Annotated in this window: 15 protein-coding genes and 1 riboswitch; of the genes, 1 reads left to right on the forward strand and 14 read right to left on the reverse strand. The window is 42.8% G+C overall.

Going from position 1 to position 15,977, the window contains the following annotated elements; genetic code table 11:
- Window positions 1-11 precede the first annotated feature (11 nt).
- Window positions 12-1,757, reverse strand: a complete 1,746-nt coding sequence (locus J7I96_RS02355) for an adenine deaminase C-terminal domain-containing protein (RefSeq protein WP_214773787.1) — start codon at window positions 1,755-1,757, stop codon at window positions 12-14.
- A 145-nt stretch (window positions 1,758-1,902) separates the two neighbouring features.
- Here J7I96_RS02355 and J7I96_RS02360 point away from each other — a divergent pair, with 145 nt between their 5' ends.
- On the forward strand, window positions 1,903-2,169 hold the full coding sequence (locus J7I96_RS02360) for a YgaP-like transmembrane domain (protein ID WP_214926187.1): 267 nt from the start codon (window positions 1,903-1,905) through the stop codon (window positions 2,167-2,169).
- 45 nt (window positions 2,170-2,214) lie between these two features.
- Here the strand turns inward: J7I96_RS02360 and purD are convergent, their stop codons facing one another.
- From purD to J7I96_RS02425, 13 genes are all read right to left on the reverse strand, one after another.
- Entirely contained in the window at window positions 2,215-3,489 is a 1,275-nt protein-coding gene (purD, locus tag J7I96_RS02365; protein WP_214773789.1) for a phosphoribosylamine--glycine ligase, read from the reverse strand.
- 19 nt (window positions 3,490-3,508) lie between these two features.
- Window positions 3,509-5,044, reverse strand: a complete 1,536-nt coding sequence (gene purH / locus J7I96_RS02370) for a bifunctional phosphoribosylaminoimidazolecarboxamide formyltransferase/IMP cyclohydrolase (RefSeq protein ID WP_063595367.1) — start codon at window positions 5,042-5,044, stop codon at window positions 3,509-3,511.
- 18 nt (window positions 5,045-5,062) lie between these two features.
- Window positions 5,063-5,638 carry a phosphoribosylglycinamide formyltransferase gene (gene purN / locus J7I96_RS02375; RefSeq protein WP_214773790.1) on the reverse strand — a complete coding sequence of 192 codons (576 nt, stop codon included), beginning with the start codon at window positions 5,636-5,638 and terminating at the stop codon, window positions 5,063-5,065.
- Window positions 5,638-6,663 carry a phosphoribosylformylglycinamidine cyclo-ligase gene (purM, locus tag J7I96_RS02380; RefSeq protein ID WP_214773791.1) on the reverse strand — a complete coding sequence of 342 codons (1,026 nt, stop codon included), beginning with the start codon at window positions 6,661-6,663 and terminating at the stop codon, window positions 5,638-5,640. The genes purN and purM overlap by 1 nt, the downstream gene beginning before the upstream one ends.
- Window positions 6,664-6,705: 42 nt before the next feature.
- Window positions 6,706-8,121 (reverse strand): amidophosphoribosyltransferase, encoded by a 1,416-nt coding sequence (gene purF, locus J7I96_RS02385; RefSeq protein ID WP_214773792.1) that lies wholly within the window; start codon window positions 8,119-8,121, stop codon window positions 6,706-6,708.
- Complete coding sequence (gene purL / locus J7I96_RS02390) at window positions 8,106-10,325, reverse strand: phosphoribosylformylglycinamidine synthase subunit PurL (protein WP_214773793.1); 2,220 nt, start codon at window positions 10,323-10,325, stop codon at window positions 8,106-8,108. The genes purF and purL overlap by 16 nt, the downstream gene beginning before the upstream one ends.
- Window positions 10,309-10,995 carry a phosphoribosylformylglycinamidine synthase subunit PurQ gene (gene purQ, locus J7I96_RS02395; protein WP_048680628.1) on the reverse strand — a complete coding sequence of 229 codons (687 nt, stop codon included), beginning with the start codon at window positions 10,993-10,995 and terminating at the stop codon, window positions 10,309-10,311. Before purQ ends, purL begins: the two co-directional genes overlap by 17 nt.
- On the reverse strand, window positions 10,992-11,246 hold the full coding sequence (purS, locus tag J7I96_RS02400) for a phosphoribosylformylglycinamidine synthase subunit PurS (protein ID WP_034306118.1): 255 nt from the start codon (window positions 11,244-11,246) through the stop codon (window positions 10,992-10,994). Before purS ends, purQ begins: the two co-directional genes overlap by 4 nt.
- Window positions 11,239-11,958, reverse strand: coding sequence for a phosphoribosylaminoimidazolesuccinocarboxamide synthase (purC, locus tag J7I96_RS02405; RefSeq protein ID WP_048680630.1), 720 nt, complete (start codon window positions 11,956-11,958; stop codon window positions 11,239-11,241). The genes purS and purC overlap by 8 nt, the downstream gene beginning before the upstream one ends.
- Before the next feature lie 102 nt (window positions 11,959-12,060).
- Entirely contained in the window at window positions 12,061-13,353 is a 1,293-nt protein-coding gene (gene purB / locus J7I96_RS02410) for an adenylosuccinate lyase (protein ID WP_034306123.1), read from the reverse strand.
- Window positions 13,350-14,510, reverse strand: a complete 1,161-nt coding sequence (gene purK, locus J7I96_RS02415) for a 5-(carboxyamino)imidazole ribonucleotide synthase (protein WP_214773794.1) — start codon at window positions 14,508-14,510, stop codon at window positions 13,350-13,352. The genes purB and purK overlap by 4 nt, the downstream gene beginning before the upstream one ends.
- Window positions 14,494-14,982: a 5-(carboxyamino)imidazole ribonucleotide mutase gene (purE, locus tag J7I96_RS02420; RefSeq protein WP_096338794.1), complete on the reverse strand. Its 489-nt coding sequence runs from the start codon at window positions 14,980-14,982 to the stop codon at window positions 14,494-14,496. Before purE ends, purK begins: the two co-directional genes overlap by 17 nt.
- Window positions 14,983-15,159: 177 nt before the next feature.
- Window positions 15,160-15,261, reverse strand: a riboswitch (purine riboswitch).
- A 74-nt stretch (window positions 15,262-15,335) separates the two neighbouring features.
- Window positions 15,336-15,536, reverse strand: coding sequence for an NETI motif-containing protein (locus J7I96_RS02425; protein ID WP_034306130.1), 201 nt, complete (start codon window positions 15,534-15,536; stop codon window positions 15,336-15,338).
- Window positions 15,537-15,977: the final 441 nt, after the last annotated feature.

Below are 15,977 nucleotides of genomic sequence, written 5' to 3' on the forward strand. Positions count from 1 at the left end.
TCTCTTATATTTTAACGCATTATAGTGGGAAAGAGTATAGTTTTATTCATTACATCATATACTCCCCGCTGGGTCAGCCTTATATATGGCAGATGGGTTGTCGAAAAGAATGAAAGGGTATACACAGGATCGGCGAAGCGATAACCTCTGTCACGCAGCAAATGTTTCAATTCATTTTCTTCTTCAATCAATTCAGGAACCTCCTTGGCGGACATGACTCCCTGTAATTTCAGAGGAAGTTCATGGATCACCTTGCCTTGTTCCGTCAAAATGATTCCACCGCCGATTTCCTTCAGCCGGTTAAACGCCAAATGCATATCCTTTTTCCTTTTACCGATCAGTATGATATCACCTGTATTTGTATAAGAGCCGGCAAAGCCACACAATTTGTCGGCAAACCCTTTTAATATCGTATTGATGCGCCATTTCCCTTCCCGGTCGATTAGCATGAAAAAGCATTCATCATCCTCAAAGTCCAGTTCTTCATGCCCAACATCATTGGCAAGGGAGTACGGTTTCGTAATTACATTATTAACCAATTCAATCCCGAACGGCATGGAAAATTCAAAATCTTCCTTTAAACTGAGATCCCAATCAAGATCGAGCGGTTTAAAATCGAAATCACTCCATTCGATTTCCTGTTTATCCGGAATGATCTCACCATCCCTTTTCACCCATTTCCCTTTCGCCATTACCGAAACCGGAGCGGGTTCCTTTACATCGGTCAGGAAGTTGATGTTCGCCACCCTCCCTGTGGCAATATTGCCATGAAGGTATTCAATGTTATAATATCGTGCGATGTTGATGGTCGCCATATTGTAGGCATCGATGACCGGAACGCCATGCTCTATCGCTATTTTGATCAAGCAGTCTATGAACCCACCTTCATAAAAGGACGGCGGTGATCCATCTGTCGTATAAAAGAATTTGTCATAATGATCAATGTCCAGTTCATGGATTTCCTGTATCAGCTTTGGTAAATCCGGACGGATCGAAGAATGTCTTAACGATACATAATAGCCCTGCAGCAAGCGTGACATGACTTCATCACCTGTCATAGCCTCATGATCACAATCGGCGCCGAACAAGGTCATTTTTGCTAAAGTCTTCTCTGAAGCACCTGGAAAGTGTCCTTCTATTTTCTTCCTCATTCGCTTGGCTTCCTGAATCCAGTGCAACATCATGTCATCCCCATCGAGAAGCTTCGGCCATCCAGTTAGTTCCCCGCCCTGTAATACGGCATCATGCTCCAGCCATGATTTGACGGCCCCATGGGAAAAGACCATATCTTCATCAATCAATTCCGTTTGTCCGTCAAAACGGCTCCACCAATACATTGTTACAGGAATGTTACGTAATTCTTTCAAAAGAGAAAACGCTTTCTTTTTATCTAACTGCAATAGAAACGGCAAGTTATCATTGATTAATGTCGTTGTGCCAAAATGAGATGCATAACGTGAAAAAGAAAGGGGATTATATAATTGAGAAGGGTGTGAATGCGGCTCAATATAACCCGGGACCAAGTACTGGTTTGTACAGTCGACCATTTCACAGCGGTCTATATTATCAGGAAGCTTATCGCCAACATATATGATGCGATCTTCATATATCCATATATTCGCTTTTACCCATTTTCGTAAAGCCTGATTTAAATAAGTCGTATTTTTTAGCAGAATGTGTGGTGCCCTATTGCCATCCAGCACATCTATATGTTCTCTTAGATGTTTATTTTTCCATCTATAGCGCTGTTCAAGCATAAACATTCCCCCATAAGTTATTAGAAACAGTGTATGAAAAAAACCATTTTCAATCCAATTTTATTTCATAGTAACATACTTGCCCCATTAGAACAGTAATGTTATCCAGATTATTGTTAAATTTTTGTGAAGGGATGGATTTTATATGAAGTTTAAACAAAATATCAGTATAATAAATGCTTTAATGCGAATTACTTGTGGTTTTACATTTCTAACATGGGCTACGGCTAAAATGGTGAAAAAACCATGGAAAAACCAATCTTATATAATCGTGGCCATGCTTTCCGCCATGAAAATAGGTGAAGGAATCCTCCGTTATTGTCCTGTCGTCGATGCGATGGAAAACGGACAAAACTTGATGACAAAAGGACCAAAACAGGAAAATGAATCGAATCAATCTGATTTATATTAAATCTTATAGAAGAAGCTGACTCCGCTTAGAGTCAGCTTCTTTATATTATGATGAAAAATTGTATTTTATTGCTCGGTAGCCAATATCCGTTCGCCAAAATAAACCGTCTTTCTCAATATGCCCTAACTCTTTATATACTTCAGCTTGTGCAGAGGCCAAATCTTTCCCTTTTGCAGCAACCAGAAGTACACGTCCGCCATTCGAGATGAAGTTCCCTTCATTATTGAGAGCCGTTCCAGCATGATAAACATGGGCTTTCGGATCAATCTTTTCCAAGCCTTTAATGATAGATCCCTTTTTATATTCCCCTGGATATCCATCGGCTGCGACGACCACCCCAAGCACGGCTTCTTCATGCCACTCAAGTTCTAGATCCTCTCCAGAAAGAACCGCTTCAAGCGTATCTACGAAGTCTGTCTTTAGGCGAGGTAAAACGACTTGCGTTTCCGGATCGCCAAAACGGGCATTGAACTCAATGACTTTTGTGCCTTTTTCAGTGGCGATCAACCCGGCATATAATATTCCTGTAAAACTCCGATTCTCAGAAATCATCGCATTTACCGTGGGTTTAAGAATCGTTTCGACTGCAGTCTGGATCATTTCATCGGATATTTGCGGCACCGGTGAATATGCACCCATTCCACCTGTGTTCGGACCCTGATCTCCATCAAAAACCCGCTTATGATCTTGAGCAATGACCATCGGATACACTTTTTCCCCATTAACGAATGCCATCAAGGAAAATTCCTCGCCATCAAGGAATTCCTCAATAACGACTTTGGCAGATGCTTCCCCGAACTTTGCTCCGACTAGCATATCATGGATGGCGTCTAACGCCTCTTCCATCGTCATAGCAACCACGACACCTTTTCCTGCTGCCAAACCATCCGCTTTTATGACAATGGGGGCACCCATTTTTTCGATATATGCTTTTGCTGAATCATAATCAGAGAATGTTTCATATTCCGCTGTCGGAATGCTATAGTTCTTCATTAAATCTTTAGCAAAGGATTTACTTCCCTCGATGACTGCAGCACGGCCATTAGGGCCAAATACCTGTAATCCTGCCTCCGTAAAATCATCTGCAAGTCCATTCAACAATGGTGTTTCGGGCCCGATCACCGTTAATGAAACAGCATTCTTCTTGGCAAAGGCAACCAAATCCCCATGATTGTTTTCATCAATTGGTACAAGAGTCGCTACATCGGTCATCCCTGGATTTCCCGGTGCTGCAAAAACGGTCCCAACTCGTTTACTTTCAAATAGTTTGCGGGCTATGGCATGCTCCCTGCCGCCCCGGCCAATTACTAGTACATTCATTATCGCACCTCATTTTTGATTAATGTTTAAAGTGACGAATTCCTGTAAACACCATCGTAATCCCATATTCATCAGCTTTCTTGATTGAATCTTCGTCTTTAACAGATCCACCAGGCTGAATGATTGCCGTGACGCCCGCTTTCGCTGCCGCTTCTACAGTATCATCCATCGGGAAGAAAGCATCTGAAGCCAATGCACTTCCTGTTGCTCTTTCCCCAGCTTGTTCCAAAGCAATTTTTGCAGCTCCCACGCGGTTCATTTGTCCTGCGCCAACACCTAATGTCATTTGATCGTTACAAACAACAATTGCATTCGACTTGACATGTTTCACGATTTTCCAGCCAAGTTCCATGGCTTTCCACTCTTCAGGGGTAGGCTCACGTTTCGTTGCCACTTTTACCTCTGCATCCTTTAAGCTATGTGCATCCTGATCTTGAATAAGCAATCCGCCTTCGATTGATGTCAATTTACGTTCAGGCTTTTTAACCGCGTCGAAATCGATCGTTAATAAACGAAGGTTTTTCTTGCTTGTCAATACTTCCACTGCCTCTTGTGTAAACCCAGGCGCAATGATGATTTCAAGGAAAATTTCATGAAGCTTCTCAGCAGTTGCCTTATCAACTTCACGGTTCAAAGCGATGATCCCGCCGAAAATGGAAGTGGCATCTGCCTCATATGCTTTTTCATATGCTTCCAAAATTGTCGCACCGACACCGACGCCGCAAGGATTCATATGTTTGACTGCAACTGCAGCCGGCTCATTGAATTCTTTAACGATTTGAAGTGCTGCATCAGCATCATTAATGTTGTTGTATGAAAGTTCTTTTCCATGTAATTGATTCGCTTCTGCAATAGAGAAAACGGAACCAAGCGGTTTTTTATAAAATGCGGCTTTTTGATGTGGGTTTTCCCCATAACGAAGCGACTGTTTCAATTCATAGGTAACAGTCAATGATTCAGGATTTTCTTCATCGGCAAGCTCTGTCATATACTCTGAAATAACGGCATCATATGCTGCTGTATGACGGAAAACTTTTGCTGCCAGGCGGCGATTCGTGGTTTTTGATACCCCGCCATTTTGTTTCAGCTCAGCCAATACGGTAGGATAATCATTGGAATCAACGATAACAGTCACATATTCGTGGTTTTTAGCAGAAGAACGAAGCATTGTCGGTCCACCGATATCGATGTTTTCAATAGCATCTTCCACAGTGACTTCCGGTTTGGAAATAGTCGCCTGGAATGGATATAGGTTCACACAGACAAGTTGAATCGGTTCAATATTATGTTCCGCAAGCTGTGCTGCGTGATTTTTGTCATCATGTTTTGCCAACACTGCTCCATGGACATTCGGGTGAAGCGTTTTAACACGTCCATCCAATATTTCCGGGAAACCGGTGACGTCACTGATTCCAATTACCTCAATACCATTATCCTGCAGCGTTTTTTTGGTACCGCCTGTAGAAATGATTTCAAAACCTGCTTCAATTAATCCTTGAGCAAATTCTACGATACCTGTTTTATCCGATACACTAATTAATGCACGTTTCTTCATGTTATGTTGGTCCCTCCATTAAGTAAGTTTCTTGTGGCATAGCTCCTGCAAAACTGACGGATACAGGTCATGCTCCATTTCCTGAATCCTTTTTTGAAGGATGTCTTTCGTATCCCCCTCAAGAATTGGCACTGCTTTTTGGGCAATGACCGGTCCTGTGTCCATTCCAACATCCACATAATGAACCGTTACCCCCGTTTCCTTCACTCCGGCGTCAAAAGCCTGGCCAATTGCATCCTTGCCTGGAAAACTAGGCAGAAGTGAAGGGTGGATATTCACGATCCCCTGTGAATATTGTTGTAATAATGTCGGTCCGATCAAACGCATATAACCAGCCAGAATGATAAATTCTATCTCATATTGGCGAAGTTTTTCCAGGATTTCCGTTTCATACTCAGTCTTGTTGGAGTAATTTTTTGCTGAAAAGGAGAAAGAATCAATGTTCTCAAGCTTGGCTCTCTCAAGCACATATGCGTCTTCACGATCGCAAACGACAAGGCAGATTTCCGCCTCCAACTTTCCACTTTTTATTGCTTCAGCGATTGATTGAAAATTACTACCGTTACCTGATGCAAAGACAGCAAGGCGTTTCATTATTTGAACGACACTCCATTTCCATTCACAACCGTCCCAATAACTGAGGCTTCTTCACCGCAAGACCGTAGGTGGGCTAGCACATCGGATGCCACTTCTTTTTTCACGATAGCCGTCATTCCAACTCCCATATTGAAGATATTGAACATTTCCTCATTTACAAGGTTCCCTTTTTCTTCAAGGAATGAGAATATAGTTGGAATTTCCCAGCTACCAAGCTCTATTTCAACACCGCATCCTTCAGGAAGGATACGCGGAATATTCTCGATGAATCCTCCACCGGTGATATGGGCAAGGCCATTAACCTCAAATTTTTCCAACGTCGATAAAACCGACTTCACATAGATTTTTGTCGGCTTTAATAATTCCTCTCCCAACTTGCAATCCAGTTCCGGTACGAAGTCATGAAGCCCCATGCCTGAGTCCTCAAGAAGGATTTTACGAACAAGGGAATACCCATTACTGTGGATGCCGCTTGAAGCGAGTCCAATAACGACGTCACCAGCCGAGATCGCTTCACCAGTAATAAGACGTGATTTTTCAACGGCACCTACAGTAAAGCCTGCCACATCGTATTCTTCCATCTCGTACATGCCTGGCATTTCAGCCGTTTCTCCGCCGATTAAAGCACAGCCCGCCTGCTCACAGCCATCTGCAATTCCTTTGACGATCATTTCAATTCGTTCAGGATCTGCTTTACCGCAGGCAATATAATCTAAAAAGTATAAAGGTGCAGCACCTTGAACGACAACATCATTGACGCACATAGCTACACAATCCACTCCAATTGTATCGTGTTTATCCATCATGAACGCTAACAAAAGTTTTGTACCCACTCCATCCGTACCAGAAATGAGCACAGGTTCTTTAAGGTTCAAGGAAGATAAATCAAACATGCCGCCGAAACCGCCCAGACCATTCATTACTTCTGGACGAAATGTGCGCTTTACATGTTTTTTCATTCGATTTACCGCTTCATAACCAGCCTCAATATCCACACCAGCCTGTTTATATGCATTAGCCATTTGAAATCCTCCTCCGAAAATCAATCATCATTGCCGACTTGATTAACATTTTGTTTTTTCTCGTTCGTATTCAAAAATTTCAGTCGGATAATTTCCGGTGAAACAAGCTAGGCATGAACCGCGCGTTTCTCCAGGAAACGGTCGTCCAATTGCTTCGACCATACCTTCGACACTTAAAAAAGTTAAGGAATCAGCTTCAATGATTTCCCTTATTTCCTCCACCGATTTTGAGCTTGCAATCAGTTCTTCCTTTTTAGACGTGTCTATGCCATAAAAACATGGATTCTTGATCGGTGGTGAGCTGATTACTACATGCACTTCTTTTGCACCTGCATCTTTTAACATGCGGACAATCCTTCTGCTCGTTGTCCCACGGACGATTGAATCATCGACCATTATGACCCGCTTGCCTTCCACTACCCCTCTTACAGGTGATAGTTTCATCTTTACGCCTTGTTCTCGCAGACTTTGTGATGGCTGAATGAAAGTCCGTCCAACATAACGATTCTTTATTAAGCCCATTTCATAAGGAATGCCCGCAGCTTCAGCATAGCCAATCGCTGCCGAGATGCTGGAATCAGGTACACCTGTAACTACGTCTGCTTCAATTTTGGTTTCGAGTGCCATTTGCTTACCAAGGTTTTTCCGTGCCGTATGAACATTGATACCATCAATGTTGCTATCCGGACGGGAAAAATAAACGTACTCCATCGTGCACATTGCCTGTTGGCTGGAAAGCGAAAAGTATTCGGATGTGATTCCCTCATCATTAATGACAACGAGTTCACCCGGCTCAATATCGCGAATGAATTCTGCACCTACAATATCAAGTGCACATGTTTCGGATGCAGCGAAATATGCATCGCCTATTTTCCCCAAGGAAAGTGGACGGAAGCCATGCGGATCTCTTGCCAAGATCATTTGGGTTTCGGTCATGATGACAAAGGCATAGGCTCCCTTCAGCATACTTAAACTGTTCTTCACGGAATCTCTTACATCCGTGTAGCCGGAGCGTTTAATCAGATGTGCCAGAACTTCCGTATCAGAGGTCGTTTGAAAAATGCTTCCTTGTCCTTCAAGCTGTGCTTTTAATTGATGGGCATTGACGATATTCCCATTATGAGCAAGGGCCAGCCCTCCTGTATGAGAATTGAACAGGAAAGGCTGAACATTTTGATACCCGCCGCCGCCTGCCGTTGTATAACGGACATGGCCTATTGCCGCTTTACCGCTACCGGAAAGTGCCTGCATTTTTTCCGCAGTGAATATCTCTGTGACAAGTCCTTCGCCCTTAGAGATGGACATCTGCTCACCATCCGTCACGACGATGCCCGCTCCCTCTTGACCACGATGTTGCAAGCTATGCAAACCGTAGTAAGCAAGCTGCGCTGCATCGGGATGTCCCCAGACTCCAACAACACCACACTCTTCGTTTAAGCTTCTTATTTCAGCAAGCATGGTATGGCTCCCTTCCAAGCTGTTTGTAAATCTTCAACGTCCGCTTCCAATACTTTGCTATCACTTGTTGCCACGACTAATTTATTATCAGCCGTTACTGAGCCTATGCATCTCGCATCTTCAACCAGTGCTTCAAATGCCGTTTGGTTTTCAGGACTGATGGAAAGAAGGAATCGTGATTGCGTTTCACTGAATAATTCAGATACAGGTTCACCGGATATATTCACTTTTGCCCCTAGTTTGCTTGCCCCGAATAAAGATTCAGCTAAAGCCACTGCCAAACCGCCTTCCGAAAGGTCATGGGCTGATGCAACAAGTCCTTTTTGAATTGCTGTCAGAATTTGCTTCTGACGCTTTTGTTCAAGGTCCAAATCAAGTTCTGGAGCGCGTCCAAAGATTTTGCCCTCGAGCATTTTCTGTAATTCACTGCCTCCGAATTCCACTTTCGCTTCACCGACCACATAAATCAAATCGGATTCATTTTTAAATGTTTGTGTTGTGATGTGCTTAAGGTCATTGACTAGACCAACCATTCCAACTACAGGTGTCGGATAAATCGCTTCACCATTCGTTTCATTATAAAGGGAAACATTTCCGCCGATTACAGGAGTACTTAAGCTTCTGCAAGCTTCACTCATACCGTCTGCCGCTTTTTCCAGTTGCCAGAATATTTCTGGTTTTTCTGGATTCCCAAAATTCAAGCAATCCGTAATCGCTAAAGGTTCCGCACCTGAGCAAATGATGTTACGGGCTGCTTCAGCCACAGCGATTTTGCCGCCTGTTTCAGGATCTAAATAAATAAAGCGTGAGTTGCAATCCGTCGTCATGGCAAGGGCTTTATTCGTACCACGTACACGCACTACCGCTGCATCCGACCCAGGTGAGACGACTGTATTCGTGCGGACCATGTAATCATACTGGTCGTAGACCCATTCCTTACTCGAAATTGTCGGTTGCTTCAATAGTGATACCAATGTATCTTTATAATCTTCAATGACTGGCACTTCTGCCGTCATGCTTTGGAAGTCACGGAAATATTGCGGCTCTGCAGATGGCTTGTGATAAATAGGGGCCTCTTCAGCCAATGCATCAACCGGAACCTCAGCAACGATTTCACCTTGATGGGAAAGTGTTAGATTTTTATCATCCGTTACTTCACCAACAGCAACCGCTTCTAGGTCATATTTCGTAAACAAGTCGACGATTTCCTGTTCGCGTCCTTTAGTGACAACGATCAGCATCCGCTCTTGTGATTCAGAAAGCATCATTTCATATGCTGTCATTCCCGTTTCACGCTGCGGTACCAAATCCAGGTTCATTTTTATTCCTGAGCCAGCTTTACTCGCCATCTCGGCAGATGAGCTTGTAAGACCTGCTGCTCCCATATCCTGAATGCCAACAAGGGCATCATTTTGAATCAATTCAAGGCATGCTTCCAAAAGCAGTTTCTCCATGAATGGATCGCCTACTTGTACGGCAGGCCGTTTCTCTTCCGAAGACTCTGATAGCTCTTCAGATGCAAATGTTGCTCCATGAATGCCATCACGTCCAGTTTTTGCACCCACATACATCACTGTGTTGCCCACTCCATGTGCTTGGCCTTTTTTAATGTCCTTATGATCGATCAAACCGACACACATTGCATTGACAAGAGGATTTCCTTCATACGATGGATCAAATTGAATTTCTCCGCCGACAGTTGGAATTCCGATACAATTCCCGTATCCTGCAATCCCTGCAACCACTTCTTTAAATAAATATTTCACGCGATCATTGTCTAGCTCACCGAAGCGAAGTGAGTTCAACATCGCGATCGGACGGGCTCCCATGGAGAAAACATCACGGATAATTCCGCCGACACCGGTAGCAGCACCTTGATAAGGCTCTATTGCCGAAGGGTGGTTATGACTTTCAATTTTAAAAACGACAGCCTGATCGTCACCGATATCAACGATACCCGCTCCTTCACCAGGACCTTGCAGCACTTTCTCCCCTGTAATCGGGAATTTCCTTAAGATGGGTTTTGAATTTTTGTAGGAACAATGCTCTGACCACATAACCGAAAACAAACCAGTTTCCGTATAATTCGGCAGTCTGCCTAAGATTTTCTCCACCATTGCAAATTCATCATCGGATAGTCCCATTGTTGCGTACAATCGATCCGATTTAATTTTTTCCGGACTTGGTTCAAGCTGTAATAACATGTGATTCCCTCCAGTTTTTTACGATGGATTGAAAAATCTTTAAGCCGTCTTTACTGCCAAGCAGCGAATCAACAGCACGTTCGGGATGAGGCATCATTCCGAGGACATTTCCTTGTTCATTTGTAATTCCCGCTATTTGCTCCAAGCTTCCGTTTGGATTTTCACCATCATACGTGAACAAGATGCGGTTATTTTGTTTTAATTCAGCCAATGTTTCATCATCGCAGTAGTAATTCCCCTCACCATGTGCCACAGGGATCGTAATCGTTTCATTTAATTCATATCCTGTCGTGAACATCGATTGGTTATTTTCAACCTTCAGTCCTACATTGCGGCAAATGAATTTCAAGCCTTCATTACGGCGCATCGCTCCAGGTAAAAGTCCTGCTTCAAGTAAAATCTGAAAACCATTGCAGACACCCAAGACAGGCTTTCCTGCTTGTGCCGCTTTTACGACTTCAGCCATTACATTAGAAAAGCGTGCAATTGCTCCAGAGCGTAAATAGTCTCCATAAGAGAAACCTCCAGGAAGGAGAATCCCATCATACTGATCTAGATTGTCTGTAGAGTGCCAAACATACTCCACTTCTTCCCCCAGTGCATCCTTTATCGCATGGTACATATCGACATCACAATTGGAGCCAGGGAAAACTATGACAGCAAATTTCATTGGGTGATAACCTCCTCAACATCATAACGGTAAGCTTCAATTACCGTATTGGCCAATAGTTTTTCACACATTTCCTTCACAAGTTGATCTAAATCACGATCCGTATCCTTAATTGTAAGTTCAATGTATTTCCCCACTCGAACATCACTAACTTCGTTATATGTCAAGCTATGAAGTGATTGTTGCACTGCTGCTCCCTGTGGATCTAGTACACTTTCGCGTAGTGTGATATATACCTTAACCTTATACATGTTGAGTGCCCTCCAACTTTGCTAGTATTTTTTCGTAAGCATCTGTTAAACTTCCTAAATCACGGCGGAATACATCTTTGTCTAATTTTTCGTTCGTGTTAATATCCCATAATCGGCAGGTATCAGGTGAAATTTCATCTGCCAGCAGGATGTCTCCATTCGGGGTTTTGCCGAACTCTAATTTAAAATCAATCAATTTAATGTCCAACTCTTTAAAGAATGACGTTAAGACGATACTGATTTCTTGTGCCTTTTCTTTTAAAATCGCTACATCTTCCTTGCTTGCAAGTTCCAATTCTTCAATATGGTCTTCCGTTAACAGAGGATCGCCGAGCTCGTCGTCTTTATAGTAAAACTCAATCAGCGTTTTCTTGAGCGGCTGGCCTTCTTCAATGCCAGTCCTTTTAGAAAAACTGCCGGCAGCCGTATTTCTGACAACGACTTCTAGCGGAATGATGGATACCCTTTTGACTAGCTGCTCCCGTTCGGAAAGCATTTCAATAAAATGGGATGGGATATTCTCTTGGGCAAGCTTTGAAAATAGTAAGCTAGTAATTTGATTATTCAACTTACCTTTTCCGGCAATCTCTGACTTCTTCTCACCATTGAATGCCGTTGCCGAATCCTTGTATTCCACCCATACTATTTCACTGTTGTCCGTTGCAAAAATCTGTTTCGCTTTTCCTTCATACAACAATTCTCGTTTTTCCATCTGTCCAGACCCCCACATTGTGAATATTATGAATCTTCCTGCCATTGATCAGGCTTGGCAAACATATCACCGTTAAAGGTACCATGTTTGCCGCCTTCACTTTTATAAACCTAAACGATCAAAGATTACATCTACATTTTTCAGGTGATGTGTAGGATCGAAACAATCATCAAGTTCTTCTTTCGTAAGCAAGCTTGTGATTTTATCATCCTTTTCGATCAGGCTTCTGAATGGAACCTGAAGCTCCCATGCTTCCATCGCTTTCGGCTGAACCGTATCATAAGCTTCTTCACGGACAAGTCCTTTATCGATAAGGGATAGCAGCACACGTTGTGAGAAAATCAATCCCAGTGTACGGTCCATATTGCGTTTCATATTCTCTGGATAAACGGTCAAGTTCTTCACTATGTTGCTGAAACGGTTCAGCATATAGTTTAATGCGATCGTTGCATCCGGCAAGATGATGCGCTCAGCAGAAGAATGCGAAATGTCACGCTCATGCCATAATGGCACATTCTCATATGCTGTCATCATGTAACCGCGGATTACACGAGCCATACCCGTCATATTTTCAGAACCGATTGGATTCCGTTTATGAGGCATTGCAGAAGATCCTTTTTGTCCTTTTGCAAAGAATTCTTCCACTTCGCGTGTTTCACTTTTTTGCAAGCCGCGAATTTCCACTGCAAACTTTTCAATAGATGTCGCAATTAAAGCCAATGTACTCATATAATGTGCATGGCGATCACGCTGCAATGTTTGTGTTGAGATTGGCGCTGCTTCAAGGCCAAGCTTTTCACAAACGAATTTTTCAACGAACGGGTCGATGTTTGCGTAAGTTCCGACAGCCCCAGAGATTTTCCCAACCTCTATGTTCTTTCTTGCTTCTTCAAAACGTTCGACATTGCGTTTCATTTCTTGATACCAAAGTGCCAGTTTCAACCCAAATGTGGTCGGTTCCGCATGAACTCCATGTGTACGTCCCATTTGAACCGTGTATTTATGTTCTTTCGCTTTGTTTTTCAGGATCTCCACGAAGTTATTTAAATCCTTGGCAAGGATCTCATTCGCCTGCTTTATCACATAGGAAAGAGCTGTATCCACCACATCAGTGGAAGTCAGTCCGTAATGGACCCATTTCCGTTCTTCACCCAACGTTTCGGAAACTGCACGTGTAAAAGCAACAACATCATGGCGTGTATCTTTTTCGATTTCATTGATACGGTCAACATCGAATGTAGCATTTTCGCGAAGAAGCTTCACATCTTCTTTTGGAATGACACCTAGCTCGGACCATGCTTCACAAGCTAAGATTTCAACTTCCAACCACGCATTAAAGCGGTTCTTTTCTGTCCAAATGTTTCCCATCTCTGGGCGGGTATAACGTTCAATCATTTTACTTCCTCCGTTTCAACCTGTTGATTCCATATTTTGCTTCGATCACTTTCCAAAAGAGCTTCTTCAATCGTTGGACGTAAAATATTCACATGACCCATTTTCCGCTTAAGCTTGGCTTCTTTCTTACCGTAAAGGTGAACCTTCCAATCTGAAAGCGTCGGAATTTCATCCATCAAGGGTTCGATATGCTCACCAAGGATGTTTATCATTACCACAGGCTTCAATAACGCCGTATTTCCAAGAGGCCAATTGCAGACAGCCCTTATATGCTGTTCAAACTGTGAAGTCTCACATGCCTCCATTGTATAATGCCCTGAGTTATGTGGTCTTGGCGCTAATTCATTAATGATGATATCATCCTGAGGGGTTAAAAACATCTCGACTGCCAATGTCCCCACCAAATCAAGTTTCTCTGCAAGCTGCAAAGCTTCATTAATAGCTTTCCGTTCAGCTTGGATACTGATGCGGGCCGGAACAATGCTTTTATGAAGAATGTTTTCAATATGAATGTTTTCCGCAATCGGAAAATGACTTGTCTCGCCATCAGCCTTACGCGTCACGATGATGGATATTTCTTTTACGAAAGGAATCCAGGCTTCCAGCACACATATACCTGTTTTGAGCAGGGATTCAGCCTTTTTGATATCGGCTTCTTCCTTAATGACCAACTGCCCTTTTCCATCATAACCGCCCCGCGTCGTTTTTAACACACTAGGGTACCCTAATTTCTCTATATGAAGGTAAATTTCTGAAATATCCTGTATTTCCTGATATGGAGCAACGGAAGCTCCTGCATCGGATATGGCTTTTTTTTCCGTCAATCTATCCTGTGTCAATTTTAATAATTCTGAGCCTTGTGGAAGATATGCATGTTGCTTTAACCAATCCAAGGCTTCTGAACTGATATTTTCAAACTCGTATGTTATGACATCACTGACGTCAGCTAACCTTTTCAATGCTTCAATATCATCATAGGCACCAATGATTTCAATATCCGCCACTTGAGCACATGGGCCTTCTGCAGTCGGCTCAAGGACCGCTATCTTAAAGCCCGATGCCTTAGCTGACAAGGCCATCATCCTGCCCAATTGCCCACCGCCGATAATTCCAATGGTTTGTCCCGGTAATATGATTGTATTATTTAAGTTGTTCACTGCTCTGTAACACCTTTTCTCTGGTTTCGTCTCGTAAAGCCTCTAGCCTATCAGCAATGTTAGAATCAAAAGCCGCTAACATTTGAGCCGCTAACAAACCGGCATTGACTGCGCCGGCTTTTCCGATTGCAACCGTTGCAACCGGTACGCCACCAGGCATTTGAACAATCGATAATAACGAATCCATCCCATTTAATGCCTTCGACTGTATTGGCACGCCAATCACAGGGACAATCGTTTTAGCGGCGGTCATACCTGGAAGATGTGCAGCCCCGCCTGCTCCGGCAATAATCACTTTAATATCTCTATCTTTTGCACTCTCTGCATATTCAAATAGTAAATCCGGCGTCCGGTGGGCGGAAACGACTCTTTTTTCATAGGGAATCTCAAGCTGTTCCAATGATTCACAAGCGTACTTCATCGTTTCCCAATCCGAGACACTACCCATAATAACCCCAACTTGCGGTTTCATATCATCTTTCCCTCCAACACTCATATTATGGCGTCCCGAGTATGCAGACAGACGCTTATCATTTATCTATAACATGTAAATTAAAAAACCGGACAGGTTGCTTCCTCATCGAGAAAGCAACCTGTCCGGAATAGAAAGCCCTTTTGGAACTACAAAAAGACTTGGCTAGTTTCCGAAATAGTCAGATGCTTTTCTCATAGTCCGATGATTTACGGTCATCAGGTAGAAACTTTTGGGCCATATCCCCATGATTATATGAGATGTATTAATGTAACTTCATCTTACCTTCCGGCCATTTTAATGTCAAGTTAAAATCGAATATTTTTACATGATATTAATTAATCGTTCGTGTTTTACTCAATTAACTTTGCTTCAAATACAATTTTTCGATTAACTGGCACATAATGGACTTTACCATTCTCAATTCTCTCGGCAAAAATAGGCTCTTCCGTTCGCCTTACAGGGAAGTAACCTGCCGCTTTAATTCGATCTAAACATGCATCGATCGTCTCGCCCTCGATAACTTCAAACTTTTCCTTACTCTTTTTACTCACAATACCGATCCCTTCATGGTTCTATTTTTGTCTGCCTTCTTCCTTACCCATCCATATTGCATATTATCAATTAAATTCTTCCTAGTATAATGAAAAGAATAATTAAAGACAAGAATGCATGTAAGTAAAGTCGATTACTTTATAATGGTACTCAGAATATGTTGCCCTTGCCTTCCGTAAAAGCATCAACACTCATATACTGTACATCCCCTTCTATATCCTGCCCTTCTCCCCATCTGAATTACAATCGCTTGATTCATGAAATTACCTCTGCTCCATGGTCGGTAGTATCTTGCTCCCATGAATTATTTCAATTCATGTTTAGAACGAATAAATAAATCAGCTGTTGGAATTAATTAGCTTGCAGGTTGATTTATCTGTTAATTCACGTCACTCCTCCCTGAAACTGAAAAGTTCCGCAATACAAAAAAGACCAGCCGG

Source organism: Bacillus sp. ISL-78 (genome assembly GCF_018613455.1).
Classification (GTDB): Bacteria; Bacillota; Bacilli; order Bacillales; family DSM-1321; genus Peribacillus; species Peribacillus frigoritolerans.